General features: G+C 50.4%; 17 protein-coding genes. 7 read left to right on the top strand and 10 right to left on the bottom strand.

What is annotated here, in order from left to right; genetic code table 11:
- The first annotated feature begins 53 nt into the window (after positions 1-53).
- Positions 54-1,178: a response regulator gene (locus ACO0LI_RS09835; protein ID WP_422951010.1), complete on the top strand. Its 1,125-nt coding sequence runs from the start codon at positions 54-56 to the stop codon at positions 1,176-1,178.
- 103 nt (positions 1,179-1,281) lie between these two features.
- Here ACO0LI_RS09835 and ACO0LI_RS09830 read toward each other — a convergent pair whose 3' ends face one another.
- Together ACO0LI_RS09830 and fdxA are read right to left on the bottom strand one after the other, a co-directional pair.
- Complete coding sequence (locus tag ACO0LI_RS09830) at positions 1,282-2,352, bottom strand: NAD(P)/FAD-dependent oxidoreductase (RefSeq protein WP_422951011.1); 1,071 nt, start codon at positions 2,350-2,352, stop codon at positions 1,282-1,284.
- Positions 2,353-2,436: 84 nt separating this feature from the next.
- Positions 2,437-2,760 (bottom strand): ferredoxin FdxA, encoded by a 324-nt coding sequence (gene fdxA, locus ACO0LI_RS09825; protein ID WP_186951675.1) that lies wholly within the window; start codon positions 2,758-2,760, stop codon positions 2,437-2,439.
- A 407-nt stretch (positions 2,761-3,167) separates the two neighbouring features.
- Here fdxA and ACO0LI_RS09820 point away from each other — a divergent pair, with 407 nt between their 5' ends.
- A complete protein-coding gene (locus ACO0LI_RS09820) occupies positions 3,168-4,139 on the top strand; it encodes a 2-hydroxyacid dehydrogenase (RefSeq protein WP_422951012.1) in 972 nt (323 codons plus the stop codon).
- Between the two features lie 37 nt (positions 4,140-4,176).
- On the opposite strand, the gene ACO0LI_RS09815 is transcribed toward ACO0LI_RS09820, so the two are convergent.
- The gene (locus ACO0LI_RS09815) at positions 4,177-4,431 is read right to left on the bottom strand and encodes an acyl-CoA-binding protein (protein WP_422951013.1); all 255 of its coding nucleotides are present in this window, start codon (positions 4,429-4,431) and stop codon (positions 4,177-4,179) included.
- Positions 4,432-4,531: 100 nt separating this feature from the next.
- Positions 4,532-5,236, bottom strand: coding sequence for a UPF0149 family protein (locus tag ACO0LI_RS09810; protein WP_422951014.1), 705 nt, complete (start codon positions 5,234-5,236; stop codon positions 4,532-4,534).
- A 75-nt stretch (positions 5,237-5,311) separates the two neighbouring features.
- Between ACO0LI_RS09810 and ACO0LI_RS09805 the strand changes: the two genes are divergently transcribed.
- From ACO0LI_RS09805 to ACO0LI_RS09795, 3 genes are all read left to right on the top strand, one after another.
- Positions 5,312-6,355, top strand: a complete 1,044-nt coding sequence (locus ACO0LI_RS09805) for a serine/threonine protein kinase (protein WP_422951015.1) — start codon at positions 5,312-5,314, stop codon at positions 6,353-6,355.
- Positions 6,356-6,446: 91 nt separating this feature from the next.
- The gene (gene rpiA, locus ACO0LI_RS09800) at positions 6,447-7,118 is read left to right on the top strand and encodes a ribose-5-phosphate isomerase RpiA (RefSeq protein WP_423032415.1); all 672 of its coding nucleotides are present in this window, start codon (positions 6,447-6,449) and stop codon (positions 7,116-7,118) included.
- 99 nt (positions 7,119-7,217) lie between these two features.
- Positions 7,218-7,970, top strand: a complete 753-nt coding sequence (locus tag ACO0LI_RS09795; RefSeq protein ID WP_423032414.1) for a carbonic anhydrase family protein — start codon at positions 7,218-7,220, stop codon at positions 7,968-7,970.
- 99 nt (positions 7,971-8,069) lie between these two features.
- Here the strand turns inward: ACO0LI_RS09795 and ACO0LI_RS09790 are convergent, their stop codons facing one another.
- The 3 genes from ACO0LI_RS09790 to ACO0LI_RS09780 form a co-directional block, all read right to left on the bottom strand.
- The gene (locus tag ACO0LI_RS09790; RefSeq protein ID WP_162041666.1) at positions 8,070-8,342 is read right to left on the bottom strand and encodes an oxidative damage protection protein; all 273 of its coding nucleotides are present in this window, start codon (positions 8,340-8,342) and stop codon (positions 8,070-8,072) included.
- A gap of 65 nt (positions 8,343-8,407) precedes the next feature.
- Positions 8,408-9,718, bottom strand: a complete 1,311-nt coding sequence (gene argA / locus ACO0LI_RS09785; protein ID WP_422951018.1) for an amino-acid N-acetyltransferase — start codon at positions 9,716-9,718, stop codon at positions 8,408-8,410.
- Positions 9,719-9,915: 197 nt separating this feature from the next.
- Positions 9,916-11,070 (bottom strand): tetratricopeptide repeat protein, encoded by a 1,155-nt coding sequence (locus ACO0LI_RS09780; protein ID WP_422951019.1) that lies wholly within the window; start codon positions 11,068-11,070, stop codon positions 9,916-9,918.
- Between the two features lie 212 nt (positions 11,071-11,282).
- On the opposite strand from ACO0LI_RS09780, the gene hrpA reads away from it, so the two are divergent.
- Together hrpA and ACO0LI_RS09770 are read left to right on the top strand one after the other, a co-directional pair.
- Positions 11,283-15,449 carry an ATP-dependent RNA helicase HrpA gene (gene hrpA, locus ACO0LI_RS09775; protein WP_423032413.1) on the top strand — a complete coding sequence of 1,389 codons (4,167 nt, stop codon included), beginning with the start codon at positions 11,283-11,285 and terminating at the stop codon, positions 15,447-15,449.
- 130 nt (positions 15,450-15,579) lie between these two features.
- Positions 15,580-16,476: a DMT family transporter gene (locus ACO0LI_RS09770; RefSeq protein ID WP_423032412.1), complete on the top strand. Its 897-nt coding sequence runs from the start codon at positions 15,580-15,582 to the stop codon at positions 16,474-16,476.
- A gap of 8 nt (positions 16,477-16,484) precedes the next feature.
- Here ACO0LI_RS09770 and ACO0LI_RS09765 read toward each other — a convergent pair whose 3' ends face one another.
- The 3 genes from ACO0LI_RS09765 to pepF all read right to left on the bottom strand — a co-directional run bounded on the left by ACO0LI_RS09765 (position 16,485) and on the right by pepF (position 21,273).
- Positions 16,485-17,084 carry a hemerythrin domain-containing protein gene (locus ACO0LI_RS09765; protein ID WP_423032411.1) on the bottom strand — a complete coding sequence of 200 codons (600 nt, stop codon included), beginning with the start codon at positions 17,082-17,084 and terminating at the stop codon, positions 16,485-16,487.
- Positions 17,085-17,235: 151 nt separating this feature from the next.
- Positions 17,236-19,290 carry a S46 family peptidase gene (locus ACO0LI_RS09760; RefSeq protein ID WP_423032410.1) on the bottom strand — a complete coding sequence of 685 codons (2,055 nt, stop codon included), beginning with the start codon at positions 19,288-19,290 and terminating at the stop codon, positions 17,236-17,238.
- 120 nt (positions 19,291-19,410) lie between these two features.
- A complete protein-coding gene (gene pepF, locus ACO0LI_RS09755) occupies positions 19,411-21,273 on the bottom strand; it encodes an oligoendopeptidase F (RefSeq protein WP_423032409.1) in 1,863 nt (620 codons plus the stop codon).
- Between the last annotated feature and the right edge of the window lie 17 nt (positions 21,274-21,290).

The following is a 21,290-nucleotide window of genomic DNA, read 5'->3' as shown; positions in this document are numbered from 1 at the left end:
AATGCATGGCGTTCACAGGAATGCGGGGCAATTACTTCTTATCGGGGTGATGTATGAATGAAGTATTCGATCAAAACGCCAAGCAGGTAGTCCTGATCGTCGATGACACACCCGACAATATCTCACTTCTGTCGGGTTTGTTGAAAGACCAGTACAAAATCAAGATTGCCACCAATGGTCTGAAAGCCTTGCAAATAGCCTCCAGCCTGCCCGGACCTGACCTGATACTGCTGGATGTCATGATGCCCGAGATGGACGGCTATGAAACCTGCCGCCGCCTCAAGGCTGACCCTGCCACGGCGGATATCCCGATTATCTTTCTGACTGCGAAAAGCCAGGTGCAGGATGAAGAGATGGGCTTGCGTCTGGGAGCGGTCGATTACATCAGCAAACCGATCAGTCCGCCTATCGTGCTTGCAAGAGTGGCTACGCAATTAAATCTCGTCAGGGCGCGGCATTTATTGCAAGACCAGAACAAACACCTGGAAAGCCTGGTGCAGGACAGAACCCGCAAGCTGGGCAAGATGCAGGACGCGATTATCATGGCCATGGCATCGCTGGCTGAAACCAGGGACAACGAAACCGGCAACCACATTCGCCGTACCCAGAATTATGTCGCAGCACTGGCCCGCAAGCTGAAAAACCATCCTCGCTTTACGAATGAATTGACGGATGAAAATATAGACCTGCTGTACAAATCGGCGCCATTGCACGACATAGGCAAAGTCGGAATTCCTGATAATATTTTGCTCAAACCCGACAAACTGACTTCAGAAGAATTTGAAGTCATGAAGCTGCATACTGTGTACGGGCGTGAAACCATTATCTCAGTAGAAAAATACCTGGGTGAAAGTAATGAGTTTTTGCGCTTCGCCCGAGAAATCACGTATTCGCATCAAGAGAAATGGGATGGTTCAGGTTATCCAGAGAATCTGGCAGGTGACGCCATACCGCTCTCTGCGCGCCTGATGGCGATTGCCGACGTATATGATGCCCTGATCTCGCGGCGCGTCTATAAGCCTGCATTTTCGCATGAAGAGGCCATCGGCATCATGCGCAAGGGGCATGGGACGCATTTTGACCCTGATATCCTCGATGCCTTCCTGCAAATCACGGACGAGTTCAATCAGATTGCCAATCAGTTCAAGGAATCGGATTCTCACATGCCAGCAAATTGAGAAATTGGACGGCTGTGATTCTATAGCCCTGGAAAAGCCAGGGTTCATAAACAAAAAAGCGCAAAGAAAATCTTTGCGCTTTTTTGTTTGGGTGGTTCTCGGATTAGTCGAAAACCGGTGTTTCCACACCCAGGATTTTGTGCAACTTTGGCGATGTGGTGGTGTATTGCATGTGGATTTTCTTGTCAGGGAAAATATACGGTGCAGCACCAAACGCAGCCAGCGCAGCTTCATGGAAGCCGGACAGGATGAGCTTTTTCTTGCCTGGGTAGGTATTGATATCACCTACGGCAAAAATGCCAGGCACATTGGTTTCAAACTTCTCGGTATTGACGACTTTCAACTGCTTGCGTTCTATGTCCAGGCCCCATTCGGCGATAGGGCCGAGTTTTGGTGACAGACCAAAGAAGACCAGCAAAGTATCCAGTGGCATGCGACGGGTAACGCCGTCAGCACCAGTGACCTTGATTTCAGACAGTACATCGTCTTTGGTTTCTATGCCTGTGACCTGGCCTATGGTCAGTTGCATTTCATAGTTGTCGCAGAGTTCTTTCATCTTGGCGACAGAAGCCGGTGCAGCGCGGAAGTCTTCACGGCGGTGCAATACCACCACGGATTCAGCCTTGCCAACCAGGTTCAGTGCCCAGTCCAGCGCAGAGTCGCCACCACCGCAGATCACCAGGTTTTTACCATGGAACTGGCTAGGATCTTTGACGCGGTAAAAGACCTGTTTGTTTTCAAACGCTTCTATACCTTCGACTTTCAAAGTGCGTGGCTGGAAGGAGCCAACACCGGCAGCGATGAAAATGGTTTTGGTGATGAAGCGTGTGCCTGTCGATGTTTCCAGGTCAAAGCGGCCATCTTCACGGCGCTCAACCAGGGTCACTTCCTGGCCCAGATGGAAGGTCGGTTCAAACGGTTCGATTTGCTTCAACAGATTGTCTGTCAATTCCTGACCTGTGCAGACCGGCACAGCAGGGATGTCATAGATAGGTTTGTCTGGGTACAGTTCTACGCATTGGCCGCCGACAACTGCCAGAGAGTCAATAACGTGTGCTTTGATTTCGAGTAAGCCGAGTTCAAATACCTGGAACAGGCCAACTGGGCCCGCACCGATGATGACGGCATCTGCTTCAATAGCGGCGTTGGCCGCGGTAGTTTGTTTATTTTCCATACGACGAGATGATTCCTGATATTGCGGATTTGTTTGAGCCGATTAAGCAAAGCCCATATTGCTGCGCCTGATACTTATAGATACTTATTTGTCCAGATATTGCAATTTATCTTTGACGTCTTTCCAGTCGTCAGCGTCTGGCAAGGGAGCAACTGTCTTGGTAATCGACGGCCATTTGCGGGTCAGGTCGGCATTGATCTTGATAAACTGCTGCTGATCTGCAGGCACATCTTCTTCAGCAAAAATGGCGTTAGCCGGGCACTCTGCAACGCACACGGCGCAATCGATGCATTCGTCTGGATCAATGATCAGGAAATTCGGGCCAGCACGGAAGCAGTCCACCGGGCACACATCCACGCAATCGGTATAGCGGCAGCGGATGCAGGATTCGGTCACAACGTGGGTCATAACAGTCCAATCTAAACTAAAAATTCGGGATTTAGGCGCAGTCTGGGCGCAAAAACAGGCTCAGGGCTGCAAAGCCTTGTATTTTAAGGCAATTTAGCAGTTCTCACAAATCAGGCTTATATAGTTTGCGCATAAGCAAATACAGGCGAATCAAGGTGCTTTGCTCCTGAAGGCTGCCTGAAGTGAATAATTGTAAGCCACTTGTCAATGAACTGGCTTGATTTGCATCACTTGCATGAATTTTCTTGCAGCAATGATAGCCAGGATGAAAGTTGTTGAACTGCTATAGGGGTGCAGGAAAATTCGGCATAGAAACGGTATCATGCAGCATCCGCCCTGTTCATCATCAGATGGATGGGCATTTGAAGTATTTGCTAATTTACATATCATTTTAATTAAGGCCAGACATGAAGCCTGCAATCCTGGTAACACGCGCCATTTTTCCTGAAGTCCTGACTAAGCTGGAACAGTATTTTGAAGTCGAGTCGAATCAGGACGATATTATTTTTTCACCCACAGAACTCGCTGCCAGACTCAAGGACAAGGCCGGTACTCTGGCGACAGCCAGTGCCAGAATCAATGCCGAGCTGTTGCAGCAAGTGCCGGGCTTGAAAATGATCGCCAGCATGGCAGTTGGCTATGACAATATTGATGTGCCGGCATGTACGGCGCACGGTGTCATGGCCAGCAACACGCCAGAGGTCTTGAATGAAACCACGGCCGATTTTGGTTGGGCCCTGCTGATGGCGACGGCCAGGCGGGTAACGGAGTCTGAACACTGGCTGCGCGCGGGCCACTGGACTAAATGGCGCTTCGATTCTTTCCTGGGGGCAGATGTGCATGGTGCTACTCTGGGTATTATCGGCATGGGCAGGATAGGGCAGGCCATAGCGAGGCGTTCTACAGGTTTTGATATGAAGGTTGTGTATCACAACCGCTCACGCCTCAGTGCTGAACAGGAAGCCTATGCGAATAACGCGCAATACGTCAGCAAAGAAGAGTTACTGCAGCAAGCTGATCATGTCGTGCTGGTACTGCCTTACTCAGCCGCCTCGCATCACACCATAGGCGCGACAGAATTGAAGATGATGAAGCCGGGTGCAACCCTGGTGAATCTGGCACGCGGTGGTATCGTAGATGACCAGGCACTGATTGCGGCCTTGCGTGAAAAGCAGATTGCAGCAGCAGGTTTGGATGTGTTTGAGAATGAGCCCAAATTCCATCCAGACTTTTTAAGCTTGAGCAATGTCGTACTGACACCGCATATCGCCAGTGCCTCAGAAGCAACCCGGCGGGCAATGGCAAACCGTGCGGCAGATAATCTGATTGCCGGTCTGACTGAGGGCAAGCCCAGAGATTGGCTCAACCCTCCAGCTTAAGATGGCAACTTAATGGTAGTGACTTAATGAAGGCGACTTAATCCTTGAGTGAAGTGATCAGATCTACATATTGCTGCATTGCTGCTTCCTGTGTTGTGCCTTTCAGGCCAGCCCAGGCATCAAACTTGGCGCGGCCGACAAAGTCGGTCATGCCAGGACGGTCACCGGTGGCATCGCCAGTACTACCTTGTTTGAACAGGCCATAAATCTTGAGCAAAGTCATATTGTCCGGACGCTCGGACAGGTTTTTGGAATCGGCTTGTGCCTGAGTGAATTGTTCTTGCAAGCTCATGGGAGTCTCCAGCATGTTATTAAGAAGCGCAAAAATAGCATGAAGACATGCAGGCAGGGCAGTTTTGCGCTAGAGGTTTCCCTCCAGCGCAAGATTGCAATTAGTGCAGGGTGGTAGGCTCAGCGCCGCAGCAGACTTTATATTTTTTACCGCTGCCGCAAGGACATGGGTCGTTTCTGCCTACCTTGGGCGTTTCACGTTTGACGGTAGTGACGCCAGATTTGCGTAAAGGTGCCCAGAAACGGCGTATGGTAGGGATGGAGGCTTCCAACGTCAGTGCCAGCTCATGGCATTTTTCTGGCGTATCGACAAATTTCAATTCATCTTCTTCTATTTCTTCTGCGCCCAGCAGGTAAATCGGTTGCAGCAATGGGCCTATTTCTTCCGATTCCCAGGCGGCTTCCCAGGCTTCTTCGCGCAATTGCATGCCTTCCCAAAAGCCCCAGGCCCAGGTTTCGCCATCGATCAATTCATTGCCATTTTGCTCCATGACGCAAAACAGGGGCTCATATTCCTGTGGTGCGACTTCAAAGGTAATCTGTATTTCATTCATGAAGCGGGCTACCAGACCTGTCACGCGCTGCATTTCCTTTTCGTTCTTGAACTTGGGTTCGCCCTGGTCGGGCAAGCCCCATACCAGTGGCAACCATTCAGCCATAGGGATGATTTCTGGCCCCAGGGCAATGGCGGTCAGGTAGCCGTGCAGGGCATCCATGGTCATGCCATCGTCGCCGACTTTGTCCGACATCAGGAATTTGTCGAGTTCATTGAATTCTTTGTCGCTTAGTGGTTCGTCGAGATGCATGTCGTGACTCTTGAAAAGATAAGTATGAAAATACCGGAAGTTTAGCGCTTTGTGTGCTGGCTGCACAGGAGTTTTATGTCGAATCTACTGGCAGCCACGTACAATAGCGGGATGACAGATTTTACTCCCCCAGATTCTTTCGCCGGGCTGACGCCCGAATTAGTCCTTGATGCTGTTGAAAGCAGTGGCTTGCGCAGTGATGGCCGCATGCTGGCCCTGAACAGCTATGAAAACCGTGTTTATCAGATAGGCATAGAAGACGCCTCGCCGGTTATTGCCAAGTTTTACCGGCCCTTGCGATGGTCAGATGCAGCAATACAGGAAGAACATGATTTCGTGCGCGAATTGCAGGCGCAGGAAATTCCTGTGCTGGCCGCTTTGCAGACTGAGGAGGGCAATAGTCTGCGGCATTATCAGGGCTTCCGTTTTTCCCTGTTCAAGCGTCAGAGTGGCCGCGCACCTGAAACCGGTGATCCTGCCACACTGGAGTGGCTGGGGCGTTTCATAGGGCGCATACATGCCGTTGGTGCTACCGCCAGCTATGCAAGCAGGCCAGCGCTTGACCTGCAAAGCTTTGGCGTCTTGCCGCGTACCTGGTTGCTTGAACATGATTTCATCCCGCCTGATTTGCTCGCAGCATATACCAGCGTCAGCCAGCAGGCTCTGGATGGTATCCGGGCTTGCTACGACCGGGCAGGTGAGGTGCAGCAACTGCGCCTGCATGGCGATTGCCACATGGGAAATGTCTTATGGCTGGAGTCAGGTCCAGAGGCCGGACCTCACTTTGTTGATTTTGATGATAGCCGTATGGGCCCAGGCATACAGGACTTATGGATGCTGCTATCCGGCGACCGTAGTGAAATGCAAAGTCAGTTGACCGATATCCTGGTGGGTTACGAAGATTTCTTTGAGTTCGAGCCGCGTCAGCTGTATTTGATAGAAGCCCTGCGAACTTTGAGGTTGATCCACTATTCAGCCTGGCTGGCGCAGCGCTGGAGCGATCCTGCTTTTCCTGCAGCTTTCCCATGGTTCAACAGCCAGCGTTACTGGCAAGACCGCATACTTGAACTGCGCGAGCAAGTTGCCCTGATGGATGAGGCCCCGTTGTGGCAAATTTAATACTCTTTTTGCCATGTTTTGATCAAATTGCTAATAAGTTGGGCCTTACTGTAAAATCCCGCCAATTTTTAAACTATGATGGAAATGCACCATGACTCAAGACGAATTGAAACTTGCCGTCGCCCAGGCGGCAATTGCTTATGTAGTAGAAGGTGAAATTGTTGGCGTAGGCACAGGTTCTACGGCGAACTTTTTTATCGATGAGCTGGCCAAGATCAAACACAAAATCAAAGCAGCTGTTGCCTCTTCCGAGGTGACGGCGGCACGGTTACGTTCTCATGGTATTACCGTGCTGGATTTGAATGAAGTGACGTCCATGCCAGTGTATATCGATGGCGCAGATGAAATCACGCCGCAAGGGGCCATGATCAAGGGTGGCGGTGCGGCTTTGACGCGCGAAAAGATTGTTGCATCTGTTGCTGAAAAATTTATCTGTATCGCTGATGGTTCCAAGCTGGTGGATGTCCTGGGCAAGTTTCCTTTGCCGGTAGAGGTGATTCCCATGTCACATGCAGTCGTTGCACGCAAGCTCAATGCATTGGGCGGTGAGGCACGTTTGCGCATGAAAGATGGGCAAGCATTATTGACCGATAACGGCAACATGATTTTGGATGTGCATGGTATGCAAATCCAGGATCCGCTGGTGATGGAAGCTCAGATTAACAATATCGTTGGAGTGGTGACGGTCGGTTTGTTCGCGCGTCAAGGTGCAAATGTTTGCCTGCTGGGAACTGCAGAAGGTGTTAAGACACTGCAATTCTAAATTCAGTAAGGGAATATTCAGTTGTTCTGCTGTAAATGTGTGCAATCGCAGGTGAATTAGAAATCATCCGTTGTTCAATTTTATGTGGAGATTATGCAAATGAATACGAACGGGAGTACAAATAAAAGAACAGCCACGTCATGGAGTTTTTTTGTCACACTGACGGCCGCCTTATTAATCTCAGCCTGCGCTTCGCAGTCTCCGACTGCAAGCCAGCCTCCCGTCAGTGTTGCAATGACGCAGGCCATGCAGAGCAAGATCAGCCCCGATATAGCCATATCGATGTTGAAAGAGGGGAACCAGCGTTTTGTCTCAGGCAATATGCTCAAGCGAGACTTGCCAGGGCAGGTGAAAACCAGTGGCAGGGATGGGCAGTTCCCGTTTGCCAGTATTGTCAGTTGCATAGACTCACGTTCTGATCCGGCATTGGTATTTGACCAGGGTATAGGTGATTTATTTACCGCCAGGGTTGCTGGCAATATCGTCAATGAAGACATACTTGGCAGTCTTGAATATGCTGCCAAGGTGGTCGGTTCCAAAACCATCGTTATTCTTGGGCATTCACATTGCGGTGCCGTTAAAGGTGCGTGTGATAATGCCAATCTGGGTAATCTGACACAGTTGGTAGCCAAGATCATGCCAGCGGTGAAATCTACGCCAGACACTCATGGTAGTGACCGTAGCTCTGCAAATCACCATTTTGTCGATGCTGTGGCAGAGATGAATGTCAAGATGACGGTCAAGGCAGTCACAGAAAAGAGTGTGATATTAAAAGAAATGGCGGACAAGGGGCAGATCAAGATCATTGGTGCGATGCTCGATGTAGAAACCGGCAAGATAGAGTTTTATTGATACAGTTCAGGCCGAAACAAGAAAGCCCGCTTTAGCGGGCTTTCTTGTTTGTGTACAGCTAATCTATGTGCAAAATACGTGCAAAATATTGTGCAGCTCTTATTCTGTTGGCGGAACATAGCCGCTAGCAGCATCTGCACCGTCACCAAAGAAATGTTTTTCCATCTGGGTCGCCAGATACTTGCGGGCGCGGGTATCGGCCAGGTTCAGGCGGTTCTCATTCACCAGCATGGTCTGGTGTTTCAGCCAGGCCGCCCAGGCTTCTTTGGACACGCTTTCGTAAATGCGTTTGCCCAATTCACCTGGGTACGGTGGAAAGTCCAGGCCTTCGGCTTCTTTGTCTAATTTAATGCAGTGGACCGTACGGGCCATGTTGGTACTCCTTAATATGAATCTTGGTCAATCTTGAAAACAGCGTGAATTATACGGTCAATACTCTAGAGTTGCTTGATCAAAACCAGGGACTTGCGTTGCCAGTTATACATTTTTTGCCTGTCTTTTGGCAAATCATCGACTGATGCACTGACAAAGCCTCGCTTCAGGAACCAGTGTGCGGTGCGTGTCGTTAACACAAACAGGCTATGGAAGCCGGCGCGGCGTGCGCGTTTTTCCATGTGCTTGAGTATGCGTTCGCCATCGCCCTGGCTTTGCACGTCGGGGTTCACAGTCAGGCAAGCCATCTCTGCCATTTTTTCGAATGGGAAAGGGTATAAGGCTGCGCAGCCGAAAATCACACCATCATGTTCAATGACAGAGAAGTAATTGATTTCCCGCTCTATCAGTTCCCGGCCACGCTTGACCAGCGTGCCATCGGCTTCCAGCGGTTCTATTAGCTTGATGATGCCGCCTACATCTTCAATCGTGGCTTCACGCAGGCTTTCCAGGTTTTCTGAAGACACCATGGTGCCCACACCATCATGGGTAAATAATTCCAGCAGGGCAGAACCATCCATCTTGTAAGGAACTATATGGATACGTGGAACACCACCGCGCGAGGCCTTGATGGCATGTTCCAGGTAAAACGCTGAGTCCAATGGCAAGTAAGCGGCTTTTAATTCCAGCTCTGCTTGCATGAAAGATAATTCACGGATTTCATCGTTGTCCTGATCCACCATCATCGGTGTTTCAGAAATAAAAATCAGTTTGTCAGCACGCAAGGCAGTGGCGGCAGAGACGGCCACGTCTTCCATGGTCAGGTTGAAAGCTTCACCAGTCGGGGAGAAACCCAGCGGGCCCAGTAGTACCAGGTTGCCTGCATCAAGAATGCGGTGGATGGTGTCATATGCCACCTTGCGGGCGATACCCGTGAGCTGGAAATCAACCCCTCCAACGATACCGATAGGTTTGGCAGTAACAAAATTGCCAGAAATGATGCGGATGGCGGCATGTGCCATCGGTGTATTTGGCAAGCCCTGGCTGAATGCGGCTTCTATATCAAGACGCAATTCACCGGCAGCTTCTTTCGAGCATTCCAGCGCAGCTGTATCGGTAATGCGTATGCCATTATGAAATTTGCCTTCAACATTACGCAAGGCCAGTTGTTCGGCTACCTGTGGTCGCGAGCCATGGACAATGACAACTTTAATGCCAAGTGCATGTAAAAGTGATAAATCTTGCGCCAGAACTGGCAGGGCACCTGCCATAACCAGTTCACCGGGAAACGCGACCACAAAGGTCTTTCCACGGAAGGCATGAATATAGGGCGCGACTGAGCGCAGCCATTGAACGAATTGAAAGGGATTTTCCATTCGCCAATTATAATCTGAGACGCGAAAATGCATGAGGCAACAACGTGGTCGGATTTCCACATTGTTGACATCATGGTCAGGAGATAGGGGTAAATATCCCTCATATTACCCCTCATCATAGGTCCTGAACCGTCTCAAACCATCCCAAATCAATTTCAAATCAATTCAAATTAATTTTCAAATAACACGCAATGCCCTTAATTGTGCGAGTACGTTGCCTTGATTTTTTCCAGTTTGCTGGCATACAGGTTTTGCGCCTTGCGCGTTGTGCTATTGGCCTTGGCCAGTGTCAGTTCATCGACAGCATCCCGGGTTTCGCCTAGCCTTAAATGTGCCAGTGCCAGCCATAAATGGAATTCATCATAATTCGGGTCGCGCCTGAGTTCGCGTTTGAACAGGTTTTTGGCTTCGGCATAGTCACCGCGTTCCATGGCAGCCATCCCTCGGTTAAAGAAATGGAAAGGTGGGTAAGGTTGCAAGCTTTCCAGACGGCTCATGTATATTTGCGCTTCAGCCCGGCGCTCGCTCTTGCGTAACACTTCTACAAGGTTGCTGAGTGCCATGACGTTTTCAGCCTCTTTGCCGAGTATTTGTCTGAACACATTTTCAGCTAGCGCGAGATCACCATGCTGTCTGTAAACCACGCCTAGCGTATTATAGGCAGCAGTAAAATCCGGATCACTCATCAGAGCAGAGCGGGCGAACCAGTAGGCATCGTCCAGCTGTTGCAGAGCCAGAGATTCGGCTGCGCGGTTATTGAAATACATGGCGATGACGGTTTCTTCCTTGATCATTTCCGTACGTTGACCACGAAGATCTTTTGGAGGCAGGAAATCGATCACCATGGATTGTGAATACTCCTGAGTAAAGCCCTTGAATGCCGATTTGTGGCCCAATACGATATTGACATGTCCGGCAGCAAAATAGATGTCGTTATTGCGGCTCCATGATTCATCGACCAGGACATTTTGATATTGCACATCCATCCCCAGTTCTTTTGCCAGTGCTGCGGTCATCAGGACCAATGACAAGCAATTGCCCGAGCGTGCCTTGAATGCCTGTGCTGCATTGCGTGTAATTTCGGCATCATATTCCAGCCTGATCTGACCTTTGCTTGAGAGTGCGTCAAACAAGGCTTTCTGCGGGGATTTGAGTCTTAATTGTGAGTTGATATCATTCTTGATGTAAGAACGCATTTCATCGCTGAGCGCCATGACATCGTCAGTGCTGATGACTTTAGCGGGAGGGGTAAAACCTGCATCATGAAATTGCAGATGGCTGATCCTCTGGCCAGGTTGGCTGGCGCAGGCCGTAAGCAAAATACTGATCAGCAGTGTGATCCAGATTTTCATTTTTTGTCTCCCCGTGTAACCAGGTTTTGAACCTCGCACGCCTAGGTATAGTTTGACTGCTTGCTTGGCCTCTGGTTCATTATAGAATAAATAAAGACGGGTTTGATTTATATGAATCTCCACTTGTTGTTCAGCAGGTATAACATGGATAACATGGCAAGCAATGCAACATTTCCTGCTCGGCGCGAAAATCTGGGATAATGCGCAGCGCTATGTCTTCAAATCAAACACCTAAAAACTCCCCCAAGAAAGCAACGCCCGGTGCGATAGATGGTTTATCGGGATTGCGAGAGCTTCGACAACAATTGCGTGAAACCACCGCGAAGTCTGAAGTGCCTGAAAACAAACCACGCAATCTCAATGAAGGTGGCGCAGAACAAGCGCGTCCTGCACGAGTGCAGCAAGCAAGGGCGCCAGGATCTCGTCAGCAGTCAAGACCTCAGCCCGGACGCGTAGCCAGCACAGAAACTGGCCGGAATAGCAGCAAAGACAATCACAAACAAAAAACAGCAGTGCCAGCGAGGGAAGAGCCAGCTCTGCCTTTTCGCAATACCTTGCCACCGATTAGCTTCCCCGAAGAGTTGCCGGTATCTGGCAAGCGGGCAGAAATTGCCGAGGCTTTGCAAAAGCATCAGGTCATTATTGTCTGTGGTGAAACTGGCTCAGGCAAGACCACGCAATTACCCAAAATCTGCCTGGAGCTGGGACGCGGGCAAAAAGGCCTGATAGGTCATACCCAGCCACGCCGTATTGCTGCTTCTTCCACTGCCAAGCGTATTGCACAGGAATTGAATTCGCCACTCGGCGAAAACGTGGGTTTTAAAGTGCGCTTTACCGATACCCTGAGCAAGGGAGCATCGGTAAAGCTGATGACTGACGGTATCTTGCTGGCAGAAACCCAGACAGACCCGCTGTTAAAACAATATGACACCATCATCATCGATGAGGCGCATGAACGAAGCCTGAATATTGATTTCTTGCTCGGCTACCTGAAGCAGCTGTTACCAAAGCGCCGTGACCTGAAGATCATCATCACTTCAGCGACGATAGATGCGCAGCGCTTTGCCAATCATTTCGCTGATACTCGTTCTGGAGAGCCCAAGCCTGCTCCTGTGATTGAAGTATCAGGCCGCTTGTACCCTGTAGAAGTGCGGTATCGCCCTATACAAGATACAGAAAAAGATAAAGAGCGTGATTTGATGACGGCGATTACCGATGCCGTTGATGAATTGTGCCGGGTAGGTTCTGGCGATGTACTCGTGTTCTTGCCAGGCGAGCGTGAAATCCGTGATGCTGCCGAAGCCTTGCGCAAACATCATCCACCGCATGTAGAAATTTTGCCGCTGTTTGCCCGCCTGTCAGCACAAGAGCAGGAGAGGGTATTCAAGACCTCGAATGCGCGTCGCATTGTTCTGGCGACGAATGTGGCCGAAACCTCGCTGACCGTGCCCGGCATACGTTATGTCGTTGATGCCGGTCTGGCACGCGTCAAGCGCTATAGCTACCGAAATAAAGTCGAACAATTGCAGATAGAGGCGGTTGCCCAGTCGGCGGCAAACCAGCGTGCCGGTCGTTGCGGCCGCGTTGCGGCGGGCGTCTGCATACGTTTGTACGATGAGCAGGATTACCTGCAAAGGCCAAAATTTACCGAGCCTGAGATTTTGCGCTCGTCACTGGCTGCTGTTATCTTGCGCATGAAATCCTTGCGCCTGACCGATGTAGAAACTTTCCCATTCATTGAGCCGCCGCCTGGCCGGGCGATTGCTGACGGTTATCAGCTCCTGCAAGAACTGGGAGCAATGGATGAAGTCAATCAGTTGACGCCGGTGGGCAGGCAACTGGCAAAACTGCCGCTGGACCCGCGCGTGGGTCGCATGATTTTGGCTGCGCGTGACAACCAGGCCTTGCAGGAAGTGTTGATTATTGCTGCTGCTTTGTCGGTGCAGGACCCGCGTGACCGCCCTATGGAGGCGCAGGCTGCGGCGGACATGGCGCACAAGAAGTTTGCCGATGAAAAATCTGAATTCCAGTCTTACCTGAAAATCTGGGCGTGGTTTGAAGATGCCATTGAGCACAAGAAAACCAATCGCCAGTTGCAAGATAATTGTCGCGCCAATTTCCTGAGTCAGATGCGTTTGCGCGAATGGCGTGAAGTGCATTCACAATTGCTGACGATAGTAAAAGAGCAGGGCTGGCGCTTGAATGAGGCACCTGCCACCTACGAGCAATTGCATCTGTCATTGCTGACGGGTTTGCTGGGTAATATCGGCTACAAGTCGGATGAAGAAGCACATTACCTCGGCGCACGTGGCATCAAATTTTATATCTGGCCGGGTTCCACTCTAGTTAAAAAAGCTGGTCGCTGGATCATGGCGGCTGAACTTGTGGATACCACGCGCCTGTATGGTCGCTGCATCGCCCAGATTAATCCAGAATGGCTGGAGAAGATAGGTGAACATCTGCTTAAAAAATCCTATGGCGAACCACGCTGGGAAAAACGTGCAGGCCAGGTATCTGCGTTTGAACGCGCTACCCTGTATGGTCTGGTGGTGTATAGCCAGCGTCGTACACAGTATGGTTTGACACACCCTGTTGAGGCGCGCGAGATGTTCATACGTGATGCTCTGGTGGAAGGCGAGTTTGATACCCGCGCACCTTTCTTCGCCTATAACCAGAAACTGGTACGCGAGATAGAAAACCTTGAACACAAATCACGCCGCCTTGATGTGCTGGTAGATGAAGAACTGATCGTGGCTTTTTATGATCAGCATTTGCCAGCCGACGTGTGGAATGCAGTCCTGTTTGAGCAGTGGCACAAAGAAGCGACCAAGGCCAATCCCAAACTCCTCTACCTGAACAAAGACGAGCTGATGCGCCATGAAGCAGCAGGCGTGACCACGGATTTGTTCCCCAAGACCATGCAGGTCTCGGGAGTGGCTTTGCAGCTCAGTTATCATTTTGAGCCTGGCAGCCCACGTGACGGTGTGACCCTGACTGTACCTTTATTTTCTCTGAATCAGGTGTCGGCTGACCGCTGCGAATGGCTGGTGCCTGGCATGCTCAAAGAAAAAGTGCATTTGCTGATCAAGTCCTTGCCGCAAAAGATACGCCGTCATTGCGTGCCTATTCCTGAATATGCAGCAGGCTTTTGCGAGCGTAATGATTTCGGTAAAGGTAATTTCCTTGATGCCGTGATTGCAGACATACGCGAGCAAAAAGGCCTGCTGTGCAAGACCACGGATTTCAAATTCGAGACTGTACCCGTGCATTTGACGATGAACTTCAAAGTCGTCGATGAACATGGTCGTCAACTGGAAATGGGCCGTAACTTGGCCAGCCTGCGCGCTGAGTTTGGTGGTCAGGCACGCGAGAGTTTTCAGCGTATTGCCAGCGCAGAGAAACTGGCGCTGCTGGATAGCAATCCAGTTGCCACCAAACCGGCTGTTGTCGCAGAAGACAAGTCTGTCCGTAGTACTGGAAAACCTGCAACTGCGAATGTCCAGACTACTTCTGCTGTACCAGCATTCAAGCAGGAAAACCTGACTGCCTGGACATTCGACAGCCTGCCAGAATTGCTGGAAGTCCAGCAAGGCAAGCAAACTCTGATTGGCTATCCGGCGTTGGTGGATAAACTCACACATTGCCATATCGAAGTGTTTGATGACCCTGACGAGGCCGCACGGGTGCATCGCATAGGCTTGCGCCGCCTGTTTGCCTTGCAATTAAAAGAGCAGATCAAGTTCCTGGAAAAAAATATCCCAGGCTTGCAGCAAATGGGTATGCAATTCATGGCGCTGGGTTCGCAGGAAGAATTGCGTGACCAGATTATCCAGGTTGCTATAGAAAGCGCTTTCCTGCAAAGCCCTTTGCCTGCGAATTCGGGTGAGTTCAATAAACGCCGTGACGAGGGTAAGGCTAGGTTGAATTTGCTGGCGAATGAAATTGCCCGTACTGCGGCGCAGATACTGGCTGAGTACCATGGCTTACCCAAGAAACTGCAAGGCATCAAGGCGCATGCGCAAGCGGCTGCAGATATGCAGGCGCAATTGCAGATGCTGGTGACCAAGCACTTTATTTCGGAAAATGGTTTTACCCAGTTGTCGCACTTCCCACGTTACCTGAAAGCGATCACGGTACGCATGGACAAGCTGCGTGCTGATCCTGCACGTGACCAAAAGTTGCTGGCAGAGTGGAATAGCGTGGCTCAGGCATGGCAACGCCACCCGCGCAAGACCGGGCCGGATGCTGATCCAAAACTGCTGGAATTCCGCTGGTTGCTGGAAGAACTCAGGGTATCTTTGTTTGCTCAGGAACTGCGTACGCCCATGCCTGTGTCCGTCAAGCGCTTGCAAAAAGTGTGGGAGAGTTTGCAGCGATAGCCGTCAATAGATCAGCATTAAATGAGTAATAGCATGGCTGCAGGCAAAGCTTGTTTGCTTGTTGTATGCTGAGGGCAGGCTTCAGGCTAATCAAGCTGAAGCCTGCTTCTTTATCGACAGCCAGAAATCCATGAATTACAAACTGAACCCTGCAACCATATTTTTGCTTGTTATCCCGCCTTTGCTATGGGCTGGCAATGCTGTCGTCGGGCGCATGATACATGAGCTGGTGCCACCGATTACCCTGAATTTCATACGCTGGGTGCTAGCCTTTTTAATACTCTTGCCCATGGCTGCCCACATTTACCGCCGCGACAGCATGTTATGGCGCAACTGGCGGCGCTATGCCTTATTGGGGTTGCTGGGTGTTGGCTTATACAATGCCTTGCAATACCTGGCCTTGCAAAGTTCTACTCCCATCAATGTCACCCTGGTTGCAGCCAGCATGCCGGTGTGGATGCTGATCGTGGGTCGCTTGTTTTTTCAAGCCAAAGTTACGCGTTGGCAGATGGCAGGCGCGCTATTGTCTATTGCCGGCGTGCTGATAGTCCTGAGTCGTGGTGAATTTGCGCAATTACTGGCTTTGCGACTGGTCCCGGGCGATATCTTCATGATCATCGCTACCATTACCTGGTCCATTTATAGCTGGCTGCTGACACGTGGGAATGATGGTGAATTGCGCAATCACTGGGCTGATTTTCTACTGGCGCAAGTCAGCTTTGGTGTAGTGTGGTCAGGCTTGTTTTCTGCGGCCGAATGGGTCATCACCACGCCGACGATACATTGGAGCCCTGCATTATTTGCTGCCCTGGCTTTTGTTGCGGTTGGCCCTGCGGTGATTGCTTTTCGCTGCTGGGGTTTGGGTGTGCAAAGAGTAGGGCCGAATGTCGCTGCTTTTTTCAGTAATCTCACGCCCTTGTTTGCTGCCATGATGTCATCTGCATTCCTGGGCGAATTGCCACATGTGTTTCATGCGCTGGCTTTCATGTGTATCGTCGGTGGCATTATCTTGTCTTCACGGCGCTAGATTCTGGTTCAGACGGGGTCTGCAACGCCTATCGGGGCTGGCGCTATATTGACAATGAGCGAGAATAATTGCTCGTATTTATGGCGCTCACCAGCATCATCAAGCATTTTGCGGTTCTCCATAAATGCCGCATCGACTTCCTTCCAGTCCCTGTCATTCAATACTTGCCTGGCGATGGGCATGATGCGTTCTTCTTCGGCGCGCATATGAGCAAAATAAAAGTGTGCATACTGCTCCACCAGATCACGAAACTGCGGGAAGGCAGCTTTTCCTCCAAACTCATAATCGAGCAAGGCATGAAATAGCCGATGCACCATCAGCTCGCCCTTACCATGTTGTTCGCTCAAGGCATCCAGTTCATTATCTAGCTGGTGCGTCCTTTCCTTGATTTTGGCAAACAGATATAGATCTTCCTTGGGATGATGGACTTTCTCAGGATATTCCATGATGTAGTAAACCATGGCGCGGAACACCTTTAGGTCGGGTGCATTGCCGCCGCTTTCTATTTGCCGGACGAAATAACGCATGCCCTGTATGACTGAAGACAAGTGTTCATGTTCATCCTGGATGATGCGCAATGAAGCAGGGTAAATATTTCTGATGGACATTGCAGGCCTCCTTGCTATTCTTTTTGCTACTTTACTTTGGCGAAGGCAAGGGGCTGTTGATCAGGATCAAAAGTGTGGGTCAGTGATAGCCAGATTAAAAAAAGCCACGCGAGCTGATGCTGGCGTGGTTCCAGAGATTTCCAGGATGGTCTTATTTACCGCTCAATTCCTTCAGCAAGTCCTGAGCGTGGTAAATTTTATCCATGGCTTCCAGTATGCCACCGCTATGCACGGCGACACTGCGGTTGCTGCGTTCATCAAACCAGAATGCTCCGCCTAGGGAATGAATATTGCCATCAAAGACCAGACCGACAATTTCGCCATTTTTGTTAATGACAGGGCTACCTGAATTGCCACCTATGATGTCATTATTGGTCACGAAATTATAAGACTGTTGCAGGTTCAGCTTGTTTTTCGCAGCATGCCAGGATGCGGGCAGGGCAAAAGGGTAGGCTCCCGTTTCGTGTTCAAAAGCACCGGCAAAATTGGTGAAAGGCTTAATGGTTTGCTCACCGGCTTGCCAGCCTTTGACCTCGCCATAAGACAGGCGCAGGGTGCCTGTGGCATCGGGGTAAACGCTGGTGCCGGTCTGCAAAAAGCGTGCTTGTGCAATCAGCTCAGCATTTTTTTGCACGACGGATTGCACTTCCTGTTCCATACGCTTGCGTACGCTGCGCGAATCCGCATCGACTGCCAGTGCCAGTTTGATGAACGGGTCATCTGACTGGATGATGGCTTCTTTGCCGCCATTCCATAAGGTCTTGCGGTATTCAATATCAGCCAGACGGGTTTTGCTGACCAGTTTTTCCGTCAGTTGTTCAGGGGAGAGTTTGCCAAGTACCTGTTTGACGAAGGCATGATTGCTACCTAGGTCTTCGCGCATCTTGGTCAGGGAATGTGTCAGTTTGACTTTTTCAAATTCAGGGTAAATTGGCGCTTTGGAAAACACCATCTGCTGGATACCTGGCAAGCGGGTGTCGGTAAATTCTGGCAGGCGCTCAGCATTGTTTTTGATCTTCTCATCTGCCGCACGGACAAGATTACGGGCTATGCGGAAATAATCGCTGGAAAATGCTTCTGCACCTTCTGTCATACTGGAAATTCTGTGTAACTGACGGTAGTTCTCCTGTGCCCTGGCGATGGCATCCCAGGCGCCACCGACTTTTGCCTTGAGCTCTGGCCTGGCATCGACAAACTGACGCAATGCGGCTTCTTCAGCTTGTTTGCGGGCGATGAATTCCGGGTCCAGCAGGGTTTTTAATCTGCCCACGCCAGCCTTGTAACTGTTTTCTGTACCGAATAACAGATGATCGGCAGTGCGCGCTGCTTCCGGGCTGGTTTTACGGTATTGCGTGAGCACGCCGCGCAATTCTGCCAGATGCTGTAGTCTGTCGATCAAGCCGATGTCGCGCAGGCTGTTCAGTTGCGCCATCGTCAACTGGCGCTGGGTAGAGCCAGGATGACCCGTAATGAAGGTCATTTCACCTTCTTGTGGCCCGGTTTTACTGAAGGGAAAAAAATTCTTGATTTCAACCGGTTTGCCATTCTCATACACCCGCAACATGGTGATGTCGAGGTCATAGCGCGGGAAATTGAAATTGTCCGGGTCGCCACCAAAAAAGGCGATAGATTTTTCTGGTGCCCATACCAGGCGCGTATCGGCATAGCGGTGGTATTTATACAGATGGTAGCGGCCACCATGATAAAGATCGATGATGTCGCAGCGGGTTTTTTCTTTGTCTTCACCCACGCAGGCTGAGGTCAATTTGGCGTGAATAGCATTTTGTGCCTGTTTGAATTCTGTGCCTTCCAGACCTGCGGTGGCTTTTTTGACCTCGTCTGTCACATCACTGATATCTTCCAGACGATTTAATTCCAGCGCTGGGCATATTTGTTCTTCTTCCCGTTTTTTTGCCAGGAAGCCGTTTTCTACATAATTTTGTTTGGCGGTCGATAATTGCTCTATGCAGCCTGAAGCACAATGATGATTGGTCATGACCAGACCATCTTTGGAGACGAAAGAACCAGAGCAGCCGGGCAGTTTGACTGAGCTCAGCATGGTATTCCTGACCCATTCTGCCGTAGGCTTGAAGCCATATTCCGCTTGCAGCCTGGTGCCGGGTAAATTGTCCAGTGTCCACATGCCTTCTGCTGCCATCGACAGCGCCGGCAATGCCAGGCTCAGCAACAAGAATTTCTTTTGCATCTTTTTTCCATTACCTTGAAAATAAATTGCCTCTCGCCAGGGGGGGGCGGGAGGCAGGGTTTTTTCATGTTCAGATGCTCATCTTTGTTGAATCAGCTTCTGATAGATTTGCGTATTGTATTAGCGTTTTGCCTGTATTGCTTCAATCTGATCCATGATTTTATTCATGCGCACAAACACTGCCTGATACGGGGCGGGTGAGGCCAGATCAACTCCTGCGCTCTTGACCAGTTCATAAGGATAGGCAGAACCACCCGCTTTCAATATGTTCAGGTACTTATCCCTGGCGCCAGTTTGGCCCTTGAGTATTTCGTCAGCAAACATTGAGCCTGCAGCGATGGATGTAGCGTACTGGAATACATAGAAGCGGTTATAGAAATGTGGGATGTATGCCCATTCCACAGCATAGGTATCGTCTATCTTCATGACGCCTTCTTTGTCGCCATGATAGCTTTTCAGGATGTCGCCATAGATTTTCGACAGTGCTTCACCAGTCAGGGATTCGCCTTTATCGACCTTGGCATGTACTTCGCGCTCAAAGTCGGCAAACATGGCTTGACGGAAGAACGTGCCGCGCAGGTTTTCCAGCGCTGAGCCCAGGTAGAGCAGGCGTTCGTCATCGCTCTTGGCGATTTTCAACATATGGTCAAGCAGGAAGACTTCATTCGTGGTCGAAGCAATTTCTGCGGTGAAGGTAGGGTAGTCCGCACTGATGAATGGCTGATGTTTATTGGCCAGATAAGAATGCATGGCATGACCCCATTCATGGCCCAGGGTCGAGACAGACTCATAATCATCGTTGTAGTTCAACAGCAGGTAAGGATGAACATCATAGGCAGCGCCATTCATATAGGCACCCGAGCGTTTGCGTGGACGAGGGTAAACATCCATCCAGCGTTCAGTCGTGGCTTTTGCCATGGCCTTGGCATAGTCATCACCCAGCGGTTTGACTGACTCCAGCATCAGCCTGACACCATCCTTGATAGGATATTTGAAATCGCCAGACACCAGCGGCGGATAAATGTCGAAATAACGCAGGTCTTTTACGCCGAGCAGTTTGGCGCGCAGTTTGAAATAGCGGTGCAGGGTAGGGAGGTTGGCGCGGGTCTGCGTTACCAGTGTGTCATACACTTCGCGTGGCAACTTATTGTTATCCAGTGCCTGTGTCAGCGAATCCGGGTAATTGCGTATCTTGGCGTAGGCCGAGTCACGTTTTAACTGTTCGTAGAAGGTCACGCCATAGCTGCGCTCAAACTCTTTCCATTTGCCCCAGAATGCATCAAATACCAGTTGTCGGTCAGCACGGTTGGGGGCGGCGCGGTATTTGGTATAGGCAGCCTGGTCTATGCGTACTTCTTCACCTGTCGATAGTTTGACTTTAGGCCAGGGCATTTCTGCATTGGATAAAGTCGAATAGACAGCGCTGGCAGTGTTGGTGGCCATGCCAAAAGTGGCGATAAGTTCTTCGCCCTTTTTGTCCAGGGTGTGGGCACCTGAGCGCAAGATGTCATCGAGCTGGTGGGTATAAATCTTCAGGCCTTTCTCTTTGGCCTGGAATGCCTGGATTTTTTTTGCCCCTATGCTCAAAATTTCCGGGCGCAGGAAAGAGGTGGCTTCTTCGACCTTGCTACCAAGAATATCTGAGCGTTGACCCAGGTCCATGCCGGCATTATCACCAGTATCCTGATCGCGGAACTGGAAGGCATAGCTGGCCAGTTTGGCATAGCGTTTGGATAAATCAGCGTTCAGATCCAGGCAAGTCTTGAAGCGGGCGATATTGTCAGCCAGATGACCACTACAGGTTTGAAACTGTTTTAACTGCACTTCCAGCATGACGGCATCCTTGTCCCAGTCTGCCTTACTCTGATACATATCATTTAAATTCCAGCGGTCTGCTTCGGTCTCGCTGGGGTGGGCAGCAAAGGCGAAGCTGGGTAAGGTCAATGCAACAGCGAACAAGTTGCGAACAAGATGTTTATGCATGGTTAATGGTCCAGTGT

Origin of the sequence: Undibacterium sp. Tian12W (assembly GCF_049339405.1) — a bacterium.
GTDB lineage: Bacteria > Pseudomonadota > Gammaproteobacteria > Burkholderiales > Burkholderiaceae_D > Undibacterium.
This window is presented reverse-complemented; position numbering and strand designations above follow the sequence as displayed.

Excerpts from the sequence above, each read along its gene's own strand:
- ACO0LI_RS09835 (WP_422951010.1), top strand. The coding sequence starts at position 54 with ATGAATGAAGTATTCGATCAAAACGCCAAGCAGGTAGTCCTGATCGTC.
- ACO0LI_RS09830 (WP_422951011.1), bottom strand. The coding sequence starts at position 2,352 with ATGGAAAATAAACAAACTACCGCGGCCAACGCCGCTATTGAAGCAGAT.
- fdxA (WP_186951675.1), bottom strand. The coding sequence starts at position 2,760 with ATGACCCACGTTGTGACCGAATCCTGCATCCGCTGCCGCTATACCGAT.
- ACO0LI_RS09820 (WP_422951012.1), top strand. The coding sequence starts at position 3,168 with ATGAAGCCTGCAATCCTGGTAACACGCGCCATTTTTCCTGAAGTCCTG.
- ACO0LI_RS09815 (WP_422951013.1), bottom strand. The coding sequence starts at position 4,431 with ATGAGCTTGCAAGAACAATTCACTCAGGCACAAGCCGATTCCAAAAAC.
- ACO0LI_RS09810 (WP_422951014.1), bottom strand. The coding sequence starts at position 5,236 with ATGCATCTCGACGAACCACTAAGCGACAAAGAATTCAATGAACTCGAC.
- ACO0LI_RS09805 (WP_422951015.1), top strand. The coding sequence starts at position 5,312 with ATGTCGAATCTACTGGCAGCCACGTACAATAGCGGGATGACAGATTTT.
- rpiA (WP_423032415.1), top strand. The coding sequence starts at position 6,447 with ATGACTCAAGACGAATTGAAACTTGCCGTCGCCCAGGCGGCAATTGCT.
- ACO0LI_RS09795 (WP_423032414.1), top strand. The coding sequence starts at position 7,218 with ATGAATACGAACGGGAGTACAAATAAAAGAACAGCCACGTCATGGAGT.
- ACO0LI_RS09790 (WP_162041666.1), bottom strand. The coding sequence starts at position 8,342 with ATGGCCCGTACGGTCCACTGCATTAAATTAGACAAAGAAGCCGAAGGC.
- argA (WP_422951018.1), bottom strand. The coding sequence starts at position 9,718 with ATGGAAAATCCCTTTCAATTCGTTCAATGGCTGCGCTCAGTCGCGCCC.
- ACO0LI_RS09780 (WP_422951019.1), bottom strand. The coding sequence starts at position 11,070 with ATGAAAATCTGGATCACACTGCTGATCAGTATTTTGCTTACGGCCTGC.
- hrpA (WP_423032413.1), top strand. The coding sequence starts at position 11,283 with ATGTCTTCAAATCAAACACCTAAAAACTCCCCCAAGAAAGCAACGCCC.
- ACO0LI_RS09770 (WP_423032412.1), top strand. The coding sequence starts at position 15,580 with ATGAATTACAAACTGAACCCTGCAACCATATTTTTGCTTGTTATCCCG.
- ACO0LI_RS09765 (WP_423032411.1), bottom strand. The coding sequence starts at position 17,084 with ATGTCCATCAGAAATATTTACCCTGCTTCATTGCGCATCATCCAGGAT.
- ACO0LI_RS09760 (WP_423032410.1), bottom strand. The coding sequence starts at position 19,290 with ATGCAAAAGAAATTCTTGTTGCTGAGCCTGGCATTGCCGGCGCTGTCG.
- pepF (WP_423032409.1), bottom strand. The coding sequence starts at position 21,273 with ATGCATAAACATCTTGTTCGCAACTTGTTCGCTGTTGCATTGACCTTA.